Here is an 18,984-nt window from a genome sequence, read left to right on the forward strand (position 1 = left end):
GGCCCTTACCGCGCCTTCACGGGCCGGTTGGCGTGGCTGTCCGCCGGCACGCCGCGCGCGAGCGACATGTGGCTGTGCACCGCGATCCAGGGCTCGGCCCCGTCGCCCGGCACGAGAATGAGCGTGGTGCGGCCAGGCCGGTCGAAGCGCGTGCCGTCCGGCTGGTAGCCGGACGAGGTGAAGGGGGCGATGGCCACCGCCATCTTCCCATCCGGGCTTGCCAGGACGCGCGTCACATCCAGGCGGAAGGCGAAATCGGTGGTCTTCGGCCAGACCGATTCCCACTGCCGGTCCCTGAACACCTCCAGCCCCTCCACGATGGGCTGCACCGTGCCGAAGGCGATGATGCGCGGGTGCCAGAACGGGTAGGCGCTCAGGTAATCCACCTCCCGGACTGTGGCGGAGAAGCGGGTCAGCCAATCCAGCACGGCGTCGCGGATGGCGGGCGGCGCCTCGGGCAGGGCGGGGGCCGGGCTCACGGCCGGGCCCGCCGGGCGGGGGCGGGGCGGTTCAGCGCTGTCAGCGCCGCCTCGATCTCCGCCTGCGCCTTGGGGCGGTCATTGGCCAGCAGCGCCGCGCGCGCGGCGGCGATATGGCCGACCGGGCCGCCCTGCACGGGCTGTCCGGCCTGGGCGGGGACGGTGCTGCGCGTCAGCAGGCGGGATTCGGCGCGCTCCAGGAATTCATTGGCCTGGCCGGCGCGGCCGCTGCGCAGAGCGGTGGCCGCCGCCCGCAGCTGGGCCGCCGCATCATCGAGGCTCGCCGCATCGGCATCCGCCGCGTCCCGGCGTTGCGCCTGTACGCCCGGCGGCACGTCCGGGTTGCGGCGCTGGCGCTGCAATTCCTGGATGGAGTCCGGCGTGGCCGCCTGGGCCATCAGATTGGGCGCCGGATGGCGCTCCCCGTGATGGGCCCAGGCGGGAATGACGGTAGCGGGGGCGGCCAACAGCAGGGCCGCCGCTGCAAGCGAGAGATGGCGCATCAGCGAAGTTCCTATCCGACAAGCGCCTTGAGATCGGCCTGCGGGCGGGCCCCGTAATGGCTGATCACTTCGGCAGCCGCGATGCTGCCCCAACGCCCGGCCTCGGCCAAGGGCTTGCCCGCCGTCCAGGCGGCGAGGAAGCCCGCCGCATAGGCATCGCCCGCGCCGGTCGTGTCCACCACGGCGGTCGGCTGTGCGGCCACCACATGCCGCTGCCCGCCCGAGAGGATGACGGAGCCCTGCTCGCTGCGCGTGAGTGCGGCGATCTCGACATCCTGCGCCACGCGGGCGGCCGCCACCTCGAAGTCCTCCGTCTCATACAGCGCCAGGATCTCCGCCTCATTGGCGAAGAGGATGTCGCATTCCTCGGCCACGAAGGCGCGGAAGGCGTCGCGGTGGCGGCCGACGCAGAAGGGATCGGATAGCGTCAGCGCGACCTTGCGGCCCGCGGCATGCGCGGCCTTCGCCGCCGCGCGGAAGGCGGCCTGCGCCGCCGGCGGGTCGAACAGGTAGCCCTCCAGATAGACCACCTTGGCGCGCGCCACCTCGGCCGCGTCCACATCCTCCGGCCCGAAGGTGACGCAGGCGCCGAGGAAGGTGTTCATGGTGCGCTGGCCATCCGGCGTCACCAGGATCAGGCAGCGGGCCGTGGGCGCGCCGGAGGCCAGCGGCGCGGTCGGGAAGTGCACGCCTGCCGCCCTGATGTCATGCGCGAACACCTGCCCCAGCTGGTCGGCGGCCACCTTGCCGAGAAAGCCGACCTTGGCGCCCAGCGCCGCCGCCACCGCGCAGGTATTGGCCGCTGAACCGCCCGAGCTCTCCACGCCCGCCGGCATGGCGGCATAGAGCGCCTCGGCCTGGGCGGTGTCGATCAGCTGCATCCCCCCCTTGGGCAGGCCGCGCCCGGCCAGGAAGGCGTCATCCGTGGGGGCGAGAACGTCCACGATGGCATTGCCGATGCCGAGGATATCGAGGGAGGTGAGGCTCATGCGGGGCTGTCTTCCGGGTCCAGTCGAGGGCTCGGGGTAGCCTTCCCCGCCGGGAAATGCAAAGCCGTGCGGAAATCTTCACAGACGGCCGTTGCCCGGCCACGGCGGCGCGTTATACACCGCCCTCTTCGCTCGGATCTTGAAGGAACGCCTCCATGTCGATCTTCGGTCGCAAAAAGGATGAGAACGCCGATTCCGCCCAGGAAGGCACGAATGGCGGGGTGCCCCGCGACGCGGAGCTGACCATGCCGAGCTATCGCGCGCCCGCCGCCAACAGCGCGCCCATGGGCCTGCCGCCCAAGCCCAGCAACGCCCCGGTGCGCCCCGGCGTGCCCGCCCCGGCCGCCATGCCGGCCCGCGGCGGCCCCATCACCAGCGCCGGCAATGAGCGCCGCACGCTGATCGTCGGCCGCGGCATCAGCCTCCAGGGCACCGTCACCGACGCCGAGCGGCTGGTGGTCGAGGGCACGGTCGAGAGCCAGATGATCCAGGCGGCCGAGCTCTCCGTGGCCCAGACCGGCGTCTTCCGCGGCGAAGTCCAGGTCGAGGATGCCGAGATCGCCGGCCTGTTCGACGGCACGGTCACCGCCCGCGGCAACCTCGTCGTGCGCTCGACCGGCAAGATCAAGGGCATGGCGCGCTACAAGAAGCTCTCGGTCGAAGAGGGCGGCCAGATCGTCGGCAGCATGGAAATGCTGCAGGGCGAGGGCTGACCCACCTCCCGTCCCGCCGCCCCCGCGGCGGGATTTCTCGACTTGAGCCTCCGTTCAGGACCCCCCCGGCCATGGCGCGCCGCCTGATCCTTCCCCTGCTTGCGCTCACCGCCTGCACCGGCGGGCCGGAGCGTGAGCGGGAGGCCGCCGAGGCCATCCTGGACTCGCACCGCGCCACCCTCCAGGCGCTCGGCGCCCCCACGCCGGCGCCCCGCCCAAGGGCCGCGGCACCCCATGCGGGCCATCCCCACCAGGCCGCCTCGCTGCTGGGCGCGACGCCCGAGGCGGTGCGCGCCGCGCTGGGCGAGCCCATGCTGCGCCGCGCCGAAGGGCCGGCGCAGGTCTGGCTCTATTCCGGCGGCGGCTGCCAGCTCGACATCGTGCTCTATGCCGGCGCCTCCGGCCCGCGCGTCGCCCATGTCCAGGCCCGCGCCGGGGGCCTCGCGCAGCGCAGCGAGGCCTCCTGCCTGCGCGACATCTCGGCCCAGGCGGCGAATTCGCGCCACGCCGCCCCGCCCCGGCCTGATCCCCTTCCTGTGCCAGCCCCCTTGGCCGCCCCCTTGGCCGAGGAGGCCGGGTCGGACGCCTGATCCGGACCCCATGAAAGGGAATCGGGCGCGATGATCGCCTATCTCGACGCCTTCGTCCCCGCCTTCGGCCTGCTGGCACTCGGTGCGCTGCTCAAGCGCCGTCTGCTGCGCGAGGACGCGATCTGGGCCGGCATTGAGCGCCTGATCTTCTGGGTGCTGCTGCCCGCCCTGCTGGTCGCCGCCATCGGCTCGGTGAAGCTGGGCGAGGTACCGGTCTTCGGCATGATGGTGGCGATCTGGACCGCGCTCGGGATCGGCACCGCGGCCTCGCTGCTGATTGCCCGCAGCTTCCGCCAGCCACATGCCTCGATGACCAGCGTGCTGATGGGAGGCATCCGCTTCAACAACCTGATCGGCTTCGCGGTGGCCGGCGCGCTGTTCGGCGCGCCCGGCATCGCGCTCGGCGCCGTGGCCACCGGGCTGATCGTGCCCTTCGTGCAGTTCGTCACCAACACCGCCTTCGCGGCCGGCGGGGGGCGCCGCTTCCAGCCCTGGCCGGTGCTGCGCCAGATCCTGCTGAACCCGCTGATGCTGGCCTGCGTGGTGGGCTTCGCGGTGGCCTGGGCCGGCGGACTGCCGCCGGGCCTCAAGCCCTTGCTGGAATCGCTCGGCCGCGCCTCGGTGGCACTCGGCCTGCTGGCGGTGGGTGCGGCGCTCTCCCTCGGTGCCATGGCGGACCGGCTGCCGCTGCAGCTCGTCACCTCGGCGCTCAAGCTCATCATCATGCCGGGACTCACGCTCGCCTTCTGCCTCTGGCTGGGGCTGGAGCCGCTCTCCATCGCCATGGCGGTGCTCTTCATGGCGCTGCCGACGGCCGCCACCTCCTACGTCATGGCCCGCGCCATGGGGGGGGACGCGCCGCTCATGGCCGCGATCACCTCCACCGAGCATGCGCTGGCCATCATCAGCCTGCCGCTCTGGCTGCTGCTGGTGAAGCATATGACCGGGTTGGGCTGAGCGCCCGGGCGGGCAACGCAATGTTCATCCCTCACCCGGTAGCAAGGCGGCGGAGAAGAGGACCCCGCCGCCCCACATGCACAGCACCGCGACGCACCACGCCCCATCCCGTCCGCACCCAGCCCCGCGCAAGGATCCCACCCTGCTCCATGCGCATGCGGCCATGGGCTCCATGCTCGAGCACGGCCTCTCGCCGACACCGGCCAACTACCTGGTCTGGTTCAGCTACCACGGCGATTCCGCCCCCGGCCTGCGCGCCGAGCTCGAACGTCAGCTCGCGGCGCAACCTCGCGTGACGCAGGCCGTGATGGAGGAGCTGCACGTGCAGTTCTTCACCGCCGATCATGAGGCGCTCTCGCTGCGGGAGGTGGCGGCACGGCTCGAGGTGGCGGTGCACGAGGCCATCGGGCTGGTGCAGGACACGCGCGAGGACGCGCTGCGCTATGGCGGCACGCTCGCCCAGGCCTCCGACCGCATGGGCGGGGAGCCCGAATCCCTCAACGCCCTGCTGCGCCGCCTGGCGGCCGAGACGCTGGAGGTCTCGCGCCGGAGCGAGGCGGCAGCCCGCAACCTGGCCGAGACCGCCCGCAAGACGCAGGAGCTGCGCCACGAGCTGGCCGAGGCGCGGCGCCAGGCCGGCACGGACCCCCTGACCGGCCTCGCCAATCGCCGGCATTTCGACCAGGCCCTGCGGGAGCAGCTGGCAGGGCAGCGCCCCACGGCCCTCCTCATGGTGGATCTCGACCACTTCAAGGCGGTGAACGACACGCATGGCCACCCGGCGGGCGACCAGGTGCTGTGCCGGCTGGCGGACATCCTGGGCGAGGCGGCACCCAAGGGCGCGGTCGCGGCCCGCTTCGGCGGCGAGGAGTTCAGCCTCATGCTGCCCTGCAGCCAGCTGCGCGAAGCGATGAACATGGCCGAGCAGATCCGCGGCCGCATCGCGCAGGCCGCGGTGGAACTGCCGGAGGGTGGGGCGCGCATCAGCGTCACCGCATCCTTCGGTGTGGCGATGGCCATCCCGGGCGAGCGCCCGGCGCAGTTGATCGCCCGCGCCGATGCCGCGCTCTACGAGGCGAAGCGCGGCGGCCGCAACCGCGCCTGCAGCGATCCGCCCCCGCCCAAGGCGGAAAGCGTCTGGAACTGAGGGAAACACCCTTGGAAGGGGGCGCGGCGGGCCGCATGATGGGTCCAGCCGTCCATCGCATGAGAGAGCCCGCCATGCCCTTTACCAGACGCCGCCTCGCCCAAGCCGGGCTGGCGCTTGCCTCCATCCCCGCCGCGGCGCGGGCGCAGAGCTTCCCCGACCGGCCGCTGCGCTGGGTGGTCGGCTATCCCCCGGGGGGCGCGTCCGACACCTTCGCCCGGCTGATCGGCGCCCAGATGGCCGCACGCCTCGGCCAGAGCGTGGTGGTGGAGAACCGGCCCGGAGGCGGCGCCCTGCTGGCAAGCGAGATGGTCGCGCGCTCACCCGCCGACGGCTACACCTGGATGCATGTGGACAACGGCATCCTGACCTACAATCCGGCGCTTTTCTCGCGCATGCCGTTGAACCCGGATACGGACTTCACCGGCATCGGCTTCATCGGCCGCTTCCCGCTCTACATCGTGGTGCGGCCCGAGGGCTCGCCACGCAGCTTTGCGGACTTCCTGGCTGCCGCGCGCACCCGCGCACCCACCTATGGCACGCCAGCCGTGGCCTCGCCGCACCATCTGGCGATGGAGCTGGTGCGCCGCCGCACCGGCCTCGAAGCCACGCATGTGCCCTATCGCGGCGGCCCCGCCGCCATGCAGGACCTGCTGGCAGGCAATGTGGATTCGGTGGTGATCGATACGGCCACCGGCCTGCCCTTCATCCGCGACGGCCGCGTCCGCGCGCTGGCCGTGCTGAGCGATGCGCGCAGCCCCCAGGCGCCGGACGTGCCGACCATGGCCGAGCTCGGCCACGCCAATACCGTCGCCTATGGCTGGCAGGGCATGTCGGTGCCGGTGGGCACGCCGGCCGCCATCATCCAGCGCCTGTCCACGGACATGATCGCGGCCATCCAGTCACCCGAAATCACCGCGCGCATGACCACGCTCGGCATCGAGTATCAGCCCTGGACGCCGGCACAGTTCAACGCCTTCGTCCAGGCCGAGAACGCGCTCTGGCGCCCCTTGATCCGCGAGCTGGGCATCCGGCTCGACGGGTGAGCCGCGCAACGCTTCGGGCGCGCCATGCGGCGCGCCCGGGCGGCCTCAATACATATGCTGGCCACCGTTGATCGACAGCGTCGAGCCCGTGATGAAATCCGCCTCATCCGCCGTCAGGAACACCACACCGCGCGCGATGTCCTGCGCGGTTCCGAGCCGCCCGCGCGGGATGCGCGCGACGATCTTCTCCAGCACGTCGGCCGGCACGGCGCGGACCATCTCGGTGTCCACGTAGCCGGGCGCGATCGCGTTCACCGTGATCTGGTTGCGCGCCCCTTCCTGGGCCAGCGCCTTGGTGAAGCCATGGATGCCCGACTTCGCGGCCGCATAGTTCACCTGGCCGAGCTGCCCGGCCTGGCCGTTCACCGAGCCGATATTCACGATGCGGCCGAACTTGGCCGCGCTCATGCCGTCCCACACGGCCTTGCACATGTTGTAGCAGGAGCCGAGGTTGGTATCGATCACGTCGTCCCACATCTGGCGCGTCAGCTTGCGCATCATCGCATCGCGCGTGATGCCGGCATTGTTCACCAGGATCTCGATCGGCCCATGCTCCGCCTGCACCTTCGCCACGGCCGCCATGCAGGCCTCGAAGTCGGAGACGTCGAACTTGATGCAGGGGATGCCGGTGCGCTCCGTGAACTCGGCGGCGGCCGCGTCATTCCCGGCATAGCTGGCAACGACCTTGCGCCCGGCGGCCTTCAGCCCCTCGCTGATCGCGGCGCCGATACCGCGCTGACCACCCGTCACCAATGCAACTCGCGCCATATGCAACCCTCCCTGGGATCTGCTTGTCCTGTGACGGTTGTTTCGGCCGCCCGCCTTGATCTGTAACAAGCGCCGACAGCGCGCGCCACAGAAACCAACCGGCTACTTGCGGCGCAGCTGGAACAGCGCCTGCTGTCCGAACAAATTGGCGAGCCGCACGGAGCGCTTCCACGGGGCCTTCAACCCGCGCTCATCCACCGCCAGCCAGCGCTCGATCACATAGCCCTCCAGCTCCGCCAGCGCGAAGAAGTCGAGGATGGTGCATGGGTGGATATTGGGCGTCTCGTACCAGGGGCGGGACCAGGTCTCTGTGTCCGGCATGCGTCCGCCCAGCAGCAGCTTCAGCCGCACCTCCCAATGGCCGAAATTCGGGAAGCTCACGATCGCGTGCTGGCCGATGCGCAGCATCTGCCGCAGCACCTCGCGCGGGCGTTCCACCGCCTGCAGCGTGCGGCTCAGCACCACATAGTCGAAGGCGCCGTCGGGATAGAAGGCGAGGTCATTGTCCGCATCGCCATGGATGACGGCGAGGCCCTGCGCCACGGCTTCCGTCGCCTCGCGCATGTCGATCTCGATGCCGCGGGCATCCACGTTCTTCTCATTGGCCAGGTGCGCCATCAGCGCGCCGTCGCCGCAGCCGATGTCGAGCACGCGCGCCCCTTCCGGGATCATCTCCGCGATCAGGCGCAGATCAAGGCGCATGTTCTTCGCGACGTATTGGATCGTGCCGTCGCGCATCAGCGTCGCTCCGCCCAGAGATCATCCTCGGACCAGCCGAGGGCCGCGAATTCGGGCGCGCGCAGATGCGCCTCGCCCCAGCAATAGAATTCGTCGAGCTGCGGCGCGGCGCGCCCCAGCATCGCATGGGCCTGGCCGCGATGATGGATCTGGTGCTGGAACAGGTGCAGCAGCAGCCGGTCCACCCGCTCGCGTTGCACGCGATGGCCACGCTGCACCTCGATGATGCGCCCCATCTCCTCATCGCGCAGCGCCTCGCACCAGGCGATCAGCCGGTCATCCACGGCCGATTGCGCGGCCTGCAGGCTTGCGACATCGCGGCACGGCTCCCGGTCGGCCCAGGCGGCGGGGCCGAGCGTGCCACCCTCCAGCGCATCCACGTAGAAATGGTCGATGATGAGGATGTGGTTCAGCGTGGCGCGCAGCGAGGGGAAGAAGCCCATCCGCTGCTGCTCGAACTCCGCCTGGGACAACCCCGCGCAGAAGTTGAGCAGCCGGTGGTTGGCCCAGGCATTGTTGCGCGCCTGCGCGCGCATCAACAGCGCGCCGCTCATACGGCCAGCGCCGCCGCCGCGCCCGCCAGGAAACCGCCGAGCGCGCGATGGAATTCGGGCTCGTCCAGCAGGAAGGCGTCATGCCCCTTGTCGGTCGTGATCTCGACGAAGCTGACCCGCGCCGCCGCCGCGTTCAGCGCGCGCACCAGGGCGCGGCTTTCGCTCGTCGGGAAGAGCCAGTCGGAGGAAAAGCTCGCCACGAAGAAACGCGTCGGCGTGGCGCGGAAGGCATTGGCCACGCTGCCATGCTCATTCGCCAGGTCGAAGTAGTCCATGGCGCGCGTGATGGTGAGATAGGAATTCGCGTCGAAGCGGCGCACGAAGGTGCTGCCCTGGTGCCGCAGATAGCTCTCCACCTGGAACACGTCCTCCAGGAAGGTCAGCGCGCTCGCCCCTTGCAGCCGGCGGCCGAACTTGCGCGTCAGCGCCGCCTCGGAGAGGTAGGTGATATGCGCCACCATGCGCGCGACCGAGAGCCCCTGCGCCGGGATGCGCCCATCCTCCCAATAGCGCCCGCCCTTCCAGTCGGGGTCGGAATGGATGGCCGCGCGCCCCACCTCATGGAAGGCGATGTTCTGCGCCGAATGATGCGTGGCGCAGGCGATGGGGGCCGCCGCAAAGACGCTCTCCGGATAGGTCGCCGCCCATTCCAGCACCTGCATCCCGCCCATCGAGCCGCCGATCACGGCCAGCAGGCGCTCAATGCCCAGATGCTCCACCAGCTTCTTCTGCGCGCGCACCATGTCGCGGATGGTGACGGTCGGGAAATCCGTGCCCCAGGGGCGGCCCTGCGGCACCCCGTTCTCATCCGTCATCTCCTCGCGCGGCCCGGTCGAGCCCATGCAGCCGCCCAGCACATTGGCGCAGATGACGAAGAAGCGGTCCGTATCCACCGGCTTGCCCGGGCCGATGATCGCTTCCCACCAGCCGCCCTTGCCGGTGACGGGCTGGCGCTCGGCCACATACTGGTCGCCCGTCAGGGCGTGGCAGACCAGGATCGCGTTGCTGCGCGCCGCGTTCAGCGTGCCATAGGTGCGGTAGGCGACGGCGAGCGGCCGGATCACCGCGCCGCAATCCAGCGTCAGTCCCTCAGGCAGGACCGCGCGCTGGTGCTGGACCTCCGGGAAGGGGGCGATTTCATTCATGGAAGCGCAGAGATAGGGCCTGCCCCGCGCCGGGGCAACTTGGCGCGCGGCCCGGGCGCCGCTATGCCTTCCGCACCCATGTCCGAACCAAAGCCCGACCCTGACACGCTGGAGGCGCTGCGCGCCGAGATCAACAGCCTCGACGACGCGATGCATGACCTGCTGATGCGCCGCGCCGAGGTGGTGCATCGCCTGAGTGCCAGCCAGGCCAAGCCCGCCGGCACCGTCCTGCGCCCGGGGCGGGAGGCCGCGATCCTCCGCCGCCTGCTGGCGCGCCATTCCGGCCCCCTGCCGCGCCCAGCCCTGGTCCGCCTGTGGCGCGAGCTCTTCGCCAGCTCCATCGCGCAGCAGGGCAATTTCAGCGTGGCGCTGCCGGCCGACCCGGCACTGGCGCGCCTCGCCGCCGAGCATTTCGGCGTCACCACGCCGCAGCGCCAGCACCCCTCGCTCGGCGCGGCACTCGCCGCCCTCGGCCACCGCGAGGCGAGCATCGCCGTCCTCCCCTGGCCGCGCGAGAGCGACAACACGGCCGAGGAATGGTGGACGCGCTTCGATGCCGCGCACCTCTCCGTCATCGCCCGCCTGCCCTTCGTCTCGGATCGCGAGCCGCCGCTGGAGGCGGCCGTGATCGGCCTGCACCCGGCCGATCCCTCGGGCCGCGACGCCACGCTGCTGCGCGTCGAAATGCCGGGCGAGCCGAGCCGCGCCGCGCTCGCCGCCCATTGCGGCGCGGGCCGCGTTCTCATCATGCGCCGCGGCGCCGGCTTCACCCGCGCCCTGGTCGAGACACTGGAGCCGCCGCCCGCCGGCGCCACCATTCTCGGCCGCTATGCCATTCCCGAACGAGGGACCAAGTAACGCCATGAACGCGCTCCTCCCCCGCCCCTCCATCCTCTCCATCGAGCCCTATGTCGGTGGCGAGTCGAAGATCCCGGGCGTGAACCGGATCATCAAGCTCTCCTCCAATGAGGGCGCCTTCGGCCCGCCACCCATGGCGCAGGAGGCGATCATTGCCAGCGCGCGCGAGGCGCATCGCTACCCGGATGGTGGTGCCACCAAGATCCGCGAGGCGATCGGCGCCAAGTTCGGCCTCGATCCCGCGCGCATCGTCTGCGGCAATGGCTCGGACGAGCTGATCGCCTACCTGATCCTCGCCTATGGCGGCGAGGGCACCGAGCTGATCATGCCCGCGCACGGCTTCGTGATGTATGACCTGACCGGCCGCTATGCCGGCTGCCGCGTCATCAAGGTGCCGGAGAAGAACCTGCTCGCCGATGTGGACGCGATGCTCGCCGCCGTCGGCCCGCGCACCAAGCTCGTCTGCCTCGTGAACCCCAACAACCCGACCGGCGCGCTGCTGCCGCAGAGCGAGGTGAAGCGCCTGCGCGCCGGCCTGCGCGACGACATCCTGCTGATCCTCGATTCCGCCTACGCGGAATACGTGACCGATCCCGATTACGATCCCGGTCAGGCGCTGGTGGATGCCTCGGGCAACACCGTCATGACGCGCACCTTCAGCAAGATCTTCGGCCTGGGCGGCCTGCGCCTCGGCTGGGCCTATATGCCGCCGCAGGTGGCCGATGTGCTGGCGCGCATCCGCGGCCCCTTCAACGTGAACGCCACCGCCATGGCCGCCGGCATCGCGGCTCTGGCCGAGCCCGGCTGGATCGAGCGCAGCGTGGCGCACAACACGGAGTGGCGCGCCAAGACCGTGGCGGGCCTGCAGGCCGCGGGCATCAAGGTCTGGCCCAGCGCCTGCAACTTCATCCTCGCCGATTTCGAGGATGCGGCGCGCGCCAAGGCCGCCGATGCGGCGCTGCGCGCGCGCGGCATCATCGTCCGCGGCGTCGGCGGCTACAGCCTTCCCACCTGCCTGCGCATCACCATCGGCACGGCCGAGGAATGCCAGATGGTGATCGAGGGCCTGACCGAATTCATGCGTGATGTTTGACGCCCTCAGACGCCGGGCGCGCGCTCCGCGCGCTTGGCTTCGGAATGCTGAAGCATTCCGCCTCGGCTATTCGCCCCGGATTCTCGTGGCACGGCGCCTGACTTGGGCTGGCGGTTCCCGCCCGTGACCGAGCCCCTCTTCGATCGGCTCTGCCTGATCGGCGCCGGCCTCATCGGCGGCTCCATCGCGCGGCGCAACCGCGAGGGCCACGCCCTCGCGCGGGAGGTCATCGTCACCGCCAACAGCCAGGCCACGCGCGACCGCGTGCGGGAGCTGGGCTTCGCCGACCGCGTCGAGGATGACCTCGCTGCCGCCGTGCGCGATGCCGATTGCGTCATCCTCTGCGTCCCCGTCGGCGTCTATGGGCAGGTCATGGCGAAGATCGCGCCCCATCTGAAGCCCGGCGCCATCCTCACCGATGTCGGCTCCACCAAGGGCTCCGTGATCCGCGACGTGGCGCCGCTGCTGCCGCCCGGCGTGCATCTCGTGCCCGCCCACCCCATGGCGGGCACCGAGTTCTCCGGCCCCGATTCCGGCTTCCCCACGCTCTTCGAAGGCCGCTACGTCATCGTCACGCCGACCGAGGGCACCGACCCCGCGGCCGTGGAGAAGGTGCGCGAACTCTGGCGCCGCTGCGGTTCCATGATCGAAAGCATGGACCCCGTCACGCATGACAAGGTGGTGGCCATCGTCTCCCACCTGCCGCACCTCATCGCCTTCACCATCTGCGGCACGGCGGACGACCTCAGCGAGGAAACCCGCGAGAGCGTGCTGAAATTCGCGGCCTCCGGCTTCCGCGACTTCACCCGCATCGCCGGCAGCGATGTGAACATGTGGCGCGACGTCTTCCTCAACAACCGCGAGGCGGTGCTGGAAATGCTGGCCCGCTTCACCGAGGACGCGCAGGCCTTCGGCCGCGCCATCCGCTGGGGCGAGGCCGGCTTCATCGAGGACCGCATCAAGCGCGGCCGCAAGATCCGCCACAGCCTGATCGAGCGCAAGCAGGCTTAGTTTGCGCCCTCAGGCGCCGGGCGCGGCCTCCGGCCGCTTGGCTTCGCCGCGCCAGAGGCGCGCTGGGCCCATAGACCTGTTGGGCGGCGCCGGCCGCCATGCGGCCGGATGGTTCTGCAGACGCTCTCAGGCGCGCGCCAGCAGCTTCGGCGCGGGCGGCACAAGTGCCTCCGGGGGCATCGGGCGGGCCACCAGCCAGCCCTGGATGATGTGGCAACCCGCCCGGCGCAGCGCCAAGGCCTGCTCCTCCGTCTCCACACCCTCGCCGATCACCTCGATCCCCATGCCCCGCGCCAGGGCCATGGTCGCCCGCAGCACGGCGTAGGATTTCGGGTCATCGGGCAGCCCTGCCGTGATCGAGCGATCCAGCTTCAGCCGCTGCACCGGCAGCCGCACCACATGTGGCAGGCCCGAATGCCCGCCGCCAAAATCATCCAGGGCGAGTGGCACCCCCACCTCCCGCAGCGCGGCCAGGGTGCGCGCCACCCCCGGCAGGTCCCGGATCGCGAGATCCTCGGGAATCTCGATCTCCAGCTGCTCCGGGGGCACCCCGGCCGCGGTCAGCGCCTCGGCCACTTCAGCGGCGAAGGTCGGGTCATGCAGCGTCGCGATCGAGATGTTGATCCCGAGATTCAGCGGTGCCTCGGGGCGCGTCCCCCAGGCGGCCAGCAGGCCCACCGCGCGGTTGAGGACGAAGCGATCCAGCTCGAGCATCAAGCCCGCCTCGGCCGCCGTCACGAGCATCTCCGCCGGCGGCACCGTGCGGCCAAGCCGGGCGCTGTCCCAGCGGATCAGCGCCTCCGCGCCGACCATGCGCCCACTCTCGAGGTCAAGCTGAGGCTGCACATGCAGTTCCAGTTCGCCCGCGGCCAACGCCTCGCCGAACGCCTCGCGCAACTCGGCCCGCTGCTCGGCCCGCGCGCGCAGCGCGGGCTCGAACAGGGCCACCGCATCGCCGGAGGCGCCGCGCGCCTCGAAGAGCGCAAGGTCGGCCGCGCGCAGCAACTGGTCCGCCTCAACTCCATGCTCAGGCGCACAGGCGACGCCGAAGCTGCCGGACAAGGGCCATTCCGCGCCGCCGATCTCCACGGGGCGCCGCAGGGCCTGCCGGAGGCGCTCGGCCAGCGCGGCCGCGCCCTCATGCCCTGCGCCGAAGGCGAGGACGGCGAACTCATCCCCGCCCAGGCGACCCACCAGATCGCCCGGGCGGACGCCCTCGCGCAGGCGCCGGCCCGCCTCGACCAGCAGCGCATCGCCGACGGCCTGGCCGTGGCGGGCATTGGCCGCCTTGAACTGGTCGATATCGACCAGCACCAGCACGCCGCGCCGCTCCGCAGCCAGCATCTCCTCCAGCGCGGCCCTGAAAGTGCCGCGGTTGATGAGGCCGGTCAGCGGATCGCGCTCGACCAACTGCTCGATCTGCTCCTGCGCGGCCTTCAGCGGCGTCACGTCCAGCACCGAGAGGATGCAGCCGCGCAACTCCGCGGCCGGATCGCCCGTCGCCGCATGGGCGGCCGAGACCCAGGGGGAGGCCGCGATCCGCAGGCGCCGATCCACCTGCCCGGGCAGGGTCAGGCATGCCTCGCTCTCCATCTCCGTGCTGAAGCCGAAGGGCCCATCCGGATCGGGCGCCGAGGTCAGCAGGAGGCCGGAGTCCGCCAGCCCTGGCGGGGCCTCCGCGCCGAACAGCGCCACCAGCCGGCGATTGGCGAAGACGGTCCGCCCCTCACCATCCAGCTGCCAGATGCCGACAGGCGCCATTTCGAGCAGGGCGCGCAGTCGCCCCTCGGATTCCGCCAGCGCCAGCTCACCGCGCTTCACGGCGGAGATATCCACGGCGAAAACCGCAACTTCGCCACCCGGCAGCCGGGTCTGGCGCACACGCTCCCAGCCGCCCTCGCCTGTCAGCACCTCGAAGGGCTCACCCACCGCATGGGCATGCTTGTCCAGCCGGCGGGCCATTTCGGCAGCGCGCTCACGCGGCGGGAGGTGGGCGAGCAGCGCCTGCATCACCTCGACCAGATGCGGATGCCGCCCCAGCGGCGCGACGCGGCGCGTCCAGCCCTGGCCCGGCCGGCCATTGTGCCAGGCCAGGCGCTGATCGGCCGCGTAGATGGAGACGCGATAGGGCGTGGCCGCCATGACCTGTCGCCAGAGCGCGACCTCGCGGCGCAGGCGGCAGGTCCACCAGCCGAGGAGCGCGAACGGCAGCACAGGAAGAAACAGCCAGGCCGGCGCCGACCACCAGGCAAGGCCAAGGAACACCCCAACCACCAGGGCGATGCCCAGGCGAAGGATCGGCAGGTTCAGGCGCGGCGGATGGGGCATGTCACTCTCTTCCACGCGGAAGAAAGCGCCCGGGCCGGTTAAGCCTTCCTTGCAGCCACTCGGGAAAAACCGACTCAGATCAGCGCGATGAGCGCCAATGCAGCCAGCACGCCGCCGGCCCCCAGCAGGAGGGCGCGCAGGGTGCCGCCGGCCGCCACCTGCCCCTCCGCCCGCGCCAGCAACCAACCCGCCGGCGCCACGCCGAGGAGCGTCACGAGCAGCGAGGGCCAGGCGCCCGGCGCATCGAGCAGCATCAGCGGCAGCAACGGGAGGAGGCCGCCCATCGCCTGACCAACGGCCAGCGCCGCCGCCTCCTGCGCCGCGCGGGCCGGTTGCGGCTCGATCAGGTCAAGCTCGAAGCGCATCATGAAATCCACCCAACGGCGCTTGTCGGCGGCGATGGCCTCCACCGCGCGGGCCAGCGTATCGCCACGCAGGCCGTAGCGGTGCAGCACGGCCGCGACCTCCCATCGCTCGCGCTCGGGGTATTCCTCGGTCTCGGCTTCCTCGCGGCGGCGCTCGGCCGCGTAGCGCTCTGTGGCGCCCAGCACGGCGAAGTACCGCGCCAGCGCGGCGACCACCGCCCCCGCACCCAGCGCCGCGAGGCCGCCCGCCAGCAGCGCGGGCCCGCTGATGCCCCCCGCCAGCAGGCCGATGATGACGGCGAGCGGCAGCACCGGCCCCTGCGCCAGCCCGGTCAGGAAGGGTACTTCCGCGCGGCTCAGCAGCGCGTGCTGTTCGCCCTCCGGCGGGCCGGGCGGGGCGGGCGGCAATCCGTCGCGATAGGGGTGGGGCGCGGGGTGGTCCATCGCGCGGTTCTACCTCATCCACGCCGCGTGACGAAACCTTCGCGTGGCGCACGAAAAAAGGGCGCCCCTTGCGGAGCGCCCTTCATCATCCGCGATCCCGGAGGGATCGCCGAATTCAGCCGGCCTTGAGGTTGACCGCGGAGGTCTTGCCGCGCTCTTCCGCCAGCTCGTAGGAAATCTGCTGGCCGTCCTTCAGGCCCTGCAGGCCGGCGGCCTGAACCGCCGTGATGTGCACGAACACATCGGAACCACCGCCGGCCGGCGAGATGAAGCCGTAACCCTTGGTGGCGTTGAACCATTTCACGGTGCCAGAAGCCATCCGCTTATTCTCCAAAATCCTGCGCGCGGGAATCTCCGGCGCATATCACCCACTCCAGCCGGACTTCGCAGAACACGCGCTGATCGCCCGCACCTTTCCCGGCAGGGGCACGCGTTGTCCGGCGGGTACACATCCAGCGGGTCTGAAGAGAGCTTCTGGGGTCGGCACGGCAAGACGAAGGTGAGGCGCACAAGCGCAGATCGCCCCGGCGAAGTCAAACAAAACCGGTCGGCCTGCTGCCATGCACGGCACGCGTGGCGCAAAAAGAAAGGGCGGCCCTTGCGGACCGCCCCTCTCGTTTCGCGTCGAGCGAAGGACTTCTTAGAAGTCCATGTCGCCCATGCCGCCCATGCCGCCACCCGGGCCGCCGGCGGGCGCCGCCGGCTTCGCCGGACGCTCGGCCACCATGGCTTCCGTGGTGATCAGCAGCGAGGCGACCGAGGCCGCGTCCTGCAGCGCCGTGCGCACGACCTTGGTCGGGTCGATGATGCCGGCGTTCACCAGGTCCTTGTACTCGTCGAGCTGGGCGTCATAGCCGAAGGTCCACTCGCTGGAGCGGAGCACTTCGCCCGCGATCACCGCGCCGTCCTTGCCGGCGTTGGCGGCGATCTGCTTCACCGGCGCCTGGATCGCCTTGCGGACGATCTCGATGCCGACCTGCTCGTCGTTGTTCAGGCCCTTCAGCGAGGCCAGGTTGGTCGAGGCGCGCAGCAGCGCGGTGCCACCACCCGGCACGATGCCTTCCTGAACGGCGGCGCGCGTCGCATGCAGCGCGTCGTCCACGCGGTCCTTGCGCTCCTTCACTTCCACTTCGGTGCTGCCACCGACGCGGATGACGGCCACGCCACCGGCGAGCTTCGCCAGGCGCTCCTGCAGCTTCTCGCGGTCGTAGTCCGAGGTGGTCTCCTCGATCTGCGCCTTGATCTGCTCGCAGCGGCCGTTGATCTCGTCCTTCGAGCCGGCACCATCGACGATCGTGGTGTTCTCCTTCTCGATGCGGACGGTCTTGGCCTTGCCCAGCATGGCCAGCGTGACGTTCTCGAGCTTGATGCCGAGGTCCTCGCTGATCATCTGGCCGCCGGTCAGGATCGCGATGTCCTCGAGCATCGCCTTGCGGCGATCACCGAAGCCCGGCGCCTTCACGGCGGCGATCTTCAGGCCGCCACGCAGCTTGTTGACCACCAGCGTGGCCAGCGCCTCGCCTTCCACGTCCTCGGCGATGATGACGAGCGGACGGCCGCTCTGCACCACGGCCTCGAGCAGGGGCAGCATCGGCTGCAGCTGGGAGAGCTTCTTCTCGAAGATCAGGATGTAGGGCTGATCCATCTCCGCGATCATCTTCTCCGCATTCGTGATGAAATACGGGGAGACATAGCCGCGGTCGAACTGCATGCCCTCGACGACGTCGAGCTCGGTCTGGATGCTCTTGGCTTCCTCGACCGTGATCACGCCCTCATTGCCGACGCGCTCCATGGCGGAGGCGATCATCTCGCCGATTTCCTTCTCGCCATTGGCGGAGAGGGTGCCGACCTGGGCGACTTCGGCGGAGGTGGTGATCTTCTTCGTCTTGGTCTCGAGCTCGGCGACGACCTGGGCGACCGCCTTGTCGATGCCGCGCTTCAGATCCATCGGGTTCATGCCGGCGGCAACCGCCTTCGCACCCTCGCGGATGATGGCCTGGGCCAGCACGGTCGCGGTGGTGGTGCCGTCACCGGCGATGTCGTTGGTCTTCGAGGCCACTTCGCGCACCATCTGGGCGCCCATGTTCTCGAACTTGTCGGAGAGCTCGATCTCCTTCGCGACGGTCACGCCGTCCTTCGTGATGCGGGGCGCACCGAAGGACTTGTCGATCACGACATTGCGGCCCTTGGGGCCCAGCGTCACCTTCACGGCGTCGGCCAGGATGTCCACGCCACGGATCATCTTCTCACGCGCCGAAGCGCCGAACTTCACGTCTTTGGCAGCCATTTGATCACCTCATATGGGGTTGAAAGCGATGGTCGTGCGGGCCGATCAGGCCTCGACGATGCCCATCACGTCGGATTCCTTCATGATCAGCAGCTCTTCGCCGTTGACCTTCACCTCGGTGCCGGACCACTTGCCGAACAGGATGCGGTCACCCGCCTTCACGTCGAGCGGGCGGACCTCGCCCTTGTCGTTGATGGTGCCGGCGCCAACGGCCAGAACCTCACCCTCCTGCGGCTTCTCCTTGGCGGTGTCGGGGATGATGATGCCGCCCGCGGTCTTTTCCTCGGCCGTGATGCGGCGAACGAGAACGCGGTCGTGCAAGGGGCGGAACTTCATGTCGGTTCTTTCCTCCTGATGAGTCAGGCTATGGGAACCTCCCCGCGTGCGGCGCCTGTTGGCACTCACTGGCGAGGAGTGCCAGGGAGTTAGGCGGGGCCTCGGCCAGAGTCAAGGCGGATGGCAGCACTCTTCGAGTGCGAGTGCTAATCACCTGATTCCACAAAAGATTTTTCTAGCGAAGCCGCTTCCGATCATGTCAGCCTCATGACGTGACCAGCCCGAGCAACGGGCCGGCCGGAGGATCAGCCGGTCCCGCGGGTTGGAGACGACCCTGACGGAGGCTGCCTGATGCTGGATGTTCTCTCCCCCATGGTCCGCCAAAAGGACTGGCGCCTGACCACGGCGGAAATCCTCTACCACATGCCCGACCACCCGGGCGTTCTTCAGACCTTCATCTGGCAGAAGCACGATTTGGCGCCGAGTTTTCCCGAACTGACCCGCTTTCTGGACTACTGGAAGCGCGAAATCGAAGGGCCGCTCCACTCCGTCCGCGTGGCCAGCGCCGCCCTGATCCGCCCGGCGGACCTGAAATACGCCAACGGGGTGTTTTTGTTGCATTAACCGCCCAGAGATTTTTTGCGCCCTCAGGCGCCGGGCGCGCGCGCCCGCGCGCTTGGCTTCGGATCGCTG

At 70.2% G+C, this 18,984-nt stretch carries 21 protein-coding genes; 9 read left to right on the plus strand and 12 right to left on the minus strand.

Annotated features, from left to right (window positions below; translation table 11 throughout):
- Positions 1-5: 5 nt before the first annotated feature.
- Genes KTR66_RS12095 through KTR66_RS12105 form a run of 3 tightly spaced genes read right to left on the minus strand, consistent with a single transcriptional unit; the run spans position 6 to position 1,971 of the window.
- The gene (locus KTR66_RS12095) at positions 6-479 is read right to left on the minus strand and encodes a nuclear transport factor 2 family protein (RefSeq protein ID WP_213612857.1); all 474 of its coding nucleotides are present in this window, start codon (positions 477-479) and stop codon (positions 6-8) included.
- Entirely contained in the window at positions 476-982 is a 507-nt protein-coding gene (locus tag KTR66_RS12100) for a hypothetical protein (protein WP_213612858.1), read from the minus strand. Before KTR66_RS12100 ends, KTR66_RS12095 begins: the two co-directional genes overlap by 4 nt.
- 11 nt (positions 983-993) lie before the next feature.
- A complete protein-coding gene (locus tag KTR66_RS12105; RefSeq protein ID WP_213612859.1) occupies positions 994-1,971 on the minus strand; it encodes an adenosine kinase in 978 nt (325 codons plus the stop codon).
- Between the two features lie 155 nt (positions 1,972-2,126).
- On the opposite strand from KTR66_RS12105, the gene KTR66_RS12110 reads away from it, so the two are divergent.
- The 5 genes from KTR66_RS12110 to KTR66_RS12130 all read left to right on the plus strand — a co-directional run bounded on the left by KTR66_RS12110 (position 2,127) and on the right by KTR66_RS12130 (position 6,424).
- Positions 2,127-2,684, plus strand: coding sequence for a polymer-forming cytoskeletal protein (locus tag KTR66_RS12110; RefSeq protein WP_249732062.1), 558 nt, complete (start codon positions 2,127-2,129; stop codon positions 2,682-2,684).
- A 71-nt stretch (positions 2,685-2,755) separates the two neighbouring features.
- Positions 2,756-3,274 carry a hypothetical protein gene (locus KTR66_RS12115; protein WP_213612860.1) on the plus strand — a complete coding sequence of 173 codons (519 nt, stop codon included), beginning with the start codon at positions 2,756-2,758 and terminating at the stop codon, positions 3,272-3,274.
- 30 nt (positions 3,275-3,304) lie between these two features.
- Entirely contained in the window at positions 3,305-4,231 is a 927-nt protein-coding gene (locus KTR66_RS12120; protein WP_213612861.1) for an AEC family transporter, read from the plus strand.
- A 163-nt stretch (positions 4,232-4,394) separates the two neighbouring features.
- Positions 4,395-5,378 (plus strand): GGDEF domain-containing protein, encoded by a 984-nt coding sequence (locus tag KTR66_RS25185; RefSeq protein ID WP_213612862.1) that lies wholly within the window; start codon positions 4,395-4,397, stop codon positions 5,376-5,378.
- Positions 5,379-5,452: 74 nt separating this feature from the next.
- The gene (locus KTR66_RS12130; RefSeq protein ID WP_213612863.1) at positions 5,453-6,424 is read left to right on the plus strand and encodes a tripartite tricarboxylate transporter substrate binding protein; all 972 of its coding nucleotides are present in this window, start codon (positions 5,453-5,455) and stop codon (positions 6,422-6,424) included.
- Between the two features lie 45 nt (positions 6,425-6,469).
- Here KTR66_RS12130 and phbB read toward each other — a convergent pair whose 3' ends face one another.
- The 4 genes from phbB to KTR66_RS12150 all read right to left on the minus strand — a co-directional run bounded on the left by phbB (position 6,470) and on the right by KTR66_RS12150 (position 9,629).
- On the minus strand, positions 6,470-7,192 hold the full coding sequence (gene phbB / locus KTR66_RS12135) for an acetoacetyl-CoA reductase (protein ID WP_213612864.1): 723 nt from the start codon (positions 7,190-7,192) through the stop codon (positions 6,470-6,472).
- Between the two features lie 102 nt (positions 7,193-7,294).
- Positions 7,295-7,894: a methionine biosynthesis protein MetW gene (gene metW, locus KTR66_RS12140; RefSeq protein WP_213612944.1), complete on the minus strand. Its 600-nt coding sequence runs from the start codon at positions 7,892-7,894 to the stop codon at positions 7,295-7,297.
- Between the two features lie 35 nt (positions 7,895-7,929).
- Positions 7,930-8,466 carry a DinB family protein gene (locus KTR66_RS12145; protein ID WP_249732080.1) on the minus strand — a complete coding sequence of 179 codons (537 nt, stop codon included), beginning with the start codon at positions 8,464-8,466 and terminating at the stop codon, positions 7,930-7,932.
- Between the two features lie 14 nt (positions 8,467-8,480).
- On the minus strand, positions 8,481-9,629 hold the full coding sequence (locus KTR66_RS12150; RefSeq protein WP_213612866.1) for a homoserine O-acetyltransferase: 1,149 nt from the start codon (positions 9,627-9,629) through the stop codon (positions 8,481-8,483).
- A 78-nt stretch (positions 9,630-9,707) separates the two neighbouring features.
- Between KTR66_RS12150 and KTR66_RS12155 the strand changes: the two genes are divergently transcribed.
- The 3 genes from KTR66_RS12155 to KTR66_RS12165 all read left to right on the plus strand — a co-directional run bounded on the left by KTR66_RS12155 (position 9,708) and on the right by KTR66_RS12165 (position 12,591).
- Positions 9,708-10,487, plus strand: coding sequence for a chorismate mutase (locus tag KTR66_RS12155; protein ID WP_213612867.1), 780 nt, complete (start codon positions 9,708-9,710; stop codon positions 10,485-10,487).
- 4 nt (positions 10,488-10,491) lie between these two features.
- The gene (gene hisC / locus KTR66_RS12160) at positions 10,492-11,580 is read left to right on the plus strand and encodes a histidinol-phosphate transaminase (protein ID WP_213612868.1); all 1,089 of its coding nucleotides are present in this window, start codon (positions 10,492-10,494) and stop codon (positions 11,578-11,580) included.
- A 123-nt stretch (positions 11,581-11,703) separates the two neighbouring features.
- The gene (locus tag KTR66_RS12165; protein WP_213612869.1) at positions 11,704-12,591 is read left to right on the plus strand and encodes a prephenate/arogenate dehydrogenase family protein; all 888 of its coding nucleotides are present in this window, start codon (positions 11,704-11,706) and stop codon (positions 12,589-12,591) included.
- A gap of 126 nt (positions 12,592-12,717) precedes the next feature.
- On the opposite strand, the gene KTR66_RS12170 is transcribed toward KTR66_RS12165, so the two are convergent.
- The 5 genes from KTR66_RS12170 to groES form a co-directional block, all read right to left on the minus strand.
- Positions 12,718-14,919 (minus strand): bifunctional diguanylate cyclase/phosphodiesterase, encoded by a 2,202-nt coding sequence (locus KTR66_RS12170; RefSeq protein ID WP_213612870.1) that lies wholly within the window; start codon positions 14,917-14,919, stop codon positions 12,718-12,720.
- A gap of 74 nt (positions 14,920-14,993) precedes the next feature.
- Positions 14,994-15,728, minus strand: coding sequence for a VIT1/CCC1 transporter family protein (locus KTR66_RS12175; RefSeq protein ID WP_213612871.1), 735 nt, complete (start codon positions 15,726-15,728; stop codon positions 14,994-14,996).
- Between the two features lie 115 nt (positions 15,729-15,843).
- Positions 15,844-16,047, minus strand: a complete 204-nt coding sequence (locus KTR66_RS12180; protein ID WP_213612872.1) for a cold-shock protein — start codon at positions 16,045-16,047, stop codon at positions 15,844-15,846.
- 321 nt (positions 16,048-16,368) lie between these two features.
- Positions 16,369-18,015, minus strand: coding sequence for a chaperonin GroEL (gene groL / locus KTR66_RS12185; protein WP_213612873.1), 1,647 nt, complete (start codon positions 18,013-18,015; stop codon positions 16,369-16,371).
- 45 nt (positions 18,016-18,060) lie between these two features.
- Positions 18,061-18,351, minus strand: coding sequence for a co-chaperone GroES (groES, locus tag KTR66_RS12190; protein WP_213612874.1), 291 nt, complete (start codon positions 18,349-18,351; stop codon positions 18,061-18,063).
- A gap of 291 nt (positions 18,352-18,642) precedes the next feature.
- Between groES and KTR66_RS12195 the strand changes: the two genes are divergently transcribed.
- Entirely contained in the window at positions 18,643-18,915 is a 273-nt protein-coding gene (locus tag KTR66_RS12195) for an usg protein (RefSeq protein WP_213612875.1), read from the plus strand.
- Positions 18,916-18,984 lie beyond the last annotated feature (69 nt).

Origin of the sequence: Roseococcus sp. SDR (assembly GCF_019083995.1) — a bacterium.
Lineage (GTDB): Bacteria > Pseudomonadota > Alphaproteobacteria > Acetobacterales > Acetobacteraceae > Roseococcus.

What these genes read in the sequence shown, in the direction of transcription:
- KTR66_RS12100 (WP_213612858.1), bottom strand. Translation starts at nt 982, where the DNA reads ATGCGCCATCTCTCGCTTGCAGCGGCGGCCCTGCTGTTGGCCGCCCCC.
- KTR66_RS12105 (WP_213612859.1), bottom strand. Translation starts at nt 1,971, where the DNA reads ATGAGCCTCACCTCCCTCGATATCCTCGGCATCGGCAATGCCATCGTG.
- KTR66_RS12110 (WP_249732062.1), top strand. Translation starts at nt 2,127, where the DNA reads ATGTCGATCTTCGGTCGCAAAAAGGATGAGAACGCCGATTCCGCCCAG.
- KTR66_RS12115 (WP_213612860.1), top strand. Translation starts at nt 2,756, where the DNA reads ATGGCGCGCCGCCTGATCCTTCCCCTGCTTGCGCTCACCGCCTGCACC.
- KTR66_RS12120 (WP_213612861.1), top strand. Translation starts at nt 3,305, where the DNA reads ATGATCGCCTATCTCGACGCCTTCGTCCCCGCCTTCGGCCTGCTGGCA.
- KTR66_RS25185 (WP_213612862.1), top strand. Translation starts at nt 4,395, where the DNA reads ATGGGCTCCATGCTCGAGCACGGCCTCTCGCCGACACCGGCCAACTAC.
- KTR66_RS12130 (WP_213612863.1), top strand. Translation starts at nt 5,453, where the DNA reads ATGCCCTTTACCAGACGCCGCCTCGCCCAAGCCGGGCTGGCGCTTGCC.
- phbB (WP_213612864.1), bottom strand. Translation starts at nt 7,192, where the DNA reads ATGGCGCGAGTTGCATTGGTGACGGGTGGTCAGCGCGGTATCGGCGCC.
- metW (WP_213612944.1), bottom strand. Translation starts at nt 7,894, where the DNA reads ATGCGCCTTGATCTGCGCCTGATCGCGGAGATGATCCCGGAAGGGGCG.
- KTR66_RS12145 (WP_249732080.1), bottom strand. Translation starts at nt 8,466, where the DNA reads ATGCGCGCGCAGGCGCGCAACAATGCCTGGGCCAACCACCGGCTGCTC.
- KTR66_RS12150 (WP_213612866.1), bottom strand. Translation starts at nt 9,629, where the DNA reads ATGAATGAAATCGCCCCCTTCCCGGAGGTCCAGCACCAGCGCGCGGTC.
- KTR66_RS12155 (WP_213612867.1), top strand. Translation starts at nt 9,708, where the DNA reads ATGTCCGAACCAAAGCCCGACCCTGACACGCTGGAGGCGCTGCGCGCC.
- hisC (WP_213612868.1), top strand. Translation starts at nt 10,492, where the DNA reads ATGAACGCGCTCCTCCCCCGCCCCTCCATCCTCTCCATCGAGCCCTAT.
- KTR66_RS12170 (WP_213612870.1), bottom strand. Translation starts at nt 14,919, where the DNA reads ATGCCCCATCCGCCGCGCCTGAACCTGCCGATCCTTCGCCTGGGCATC.
- KTR66_RS12175 (WP_213612871.1), bottom strand. Translation starts at nt 15,728, where the DNA reads ATGGACCACCCCGCGCCCCACCCCTATCGCGACGGATTGCCGCCCGCC.
- KTR66_RS12180 (WP_213612872.1), bottom strand. Translation starts at nt 16,047, where the DNA reads ATGGCTTCTGGCACCGTGAAATGGTTCAACGCCACCAAGGGTTACGGC.
- groL (WP_213612873.1), bottom strand. Translation starts at nt 18,015, where the DNA reads ATGGCTGCCAAAGACGTGAAGTTCGGCGCTTCGGCGCGTGAGAAGATG.
- groES (WP_213612874.1), bottom strand. Translation starts at nt 18,351, where the DNA reads ATGAAGTTCCGCCCCTTGCACGACCGCGTTCTCGTTCGCCGCATCACG.
- KTR66_RS12195 (WP_213612875.1), top strand. Translation starts at nt 18,643, where the DNA reads ATGCTGGATGTTCTCTCCCCCATGGTCCGCCAAAAGGACTGGCGCCTG.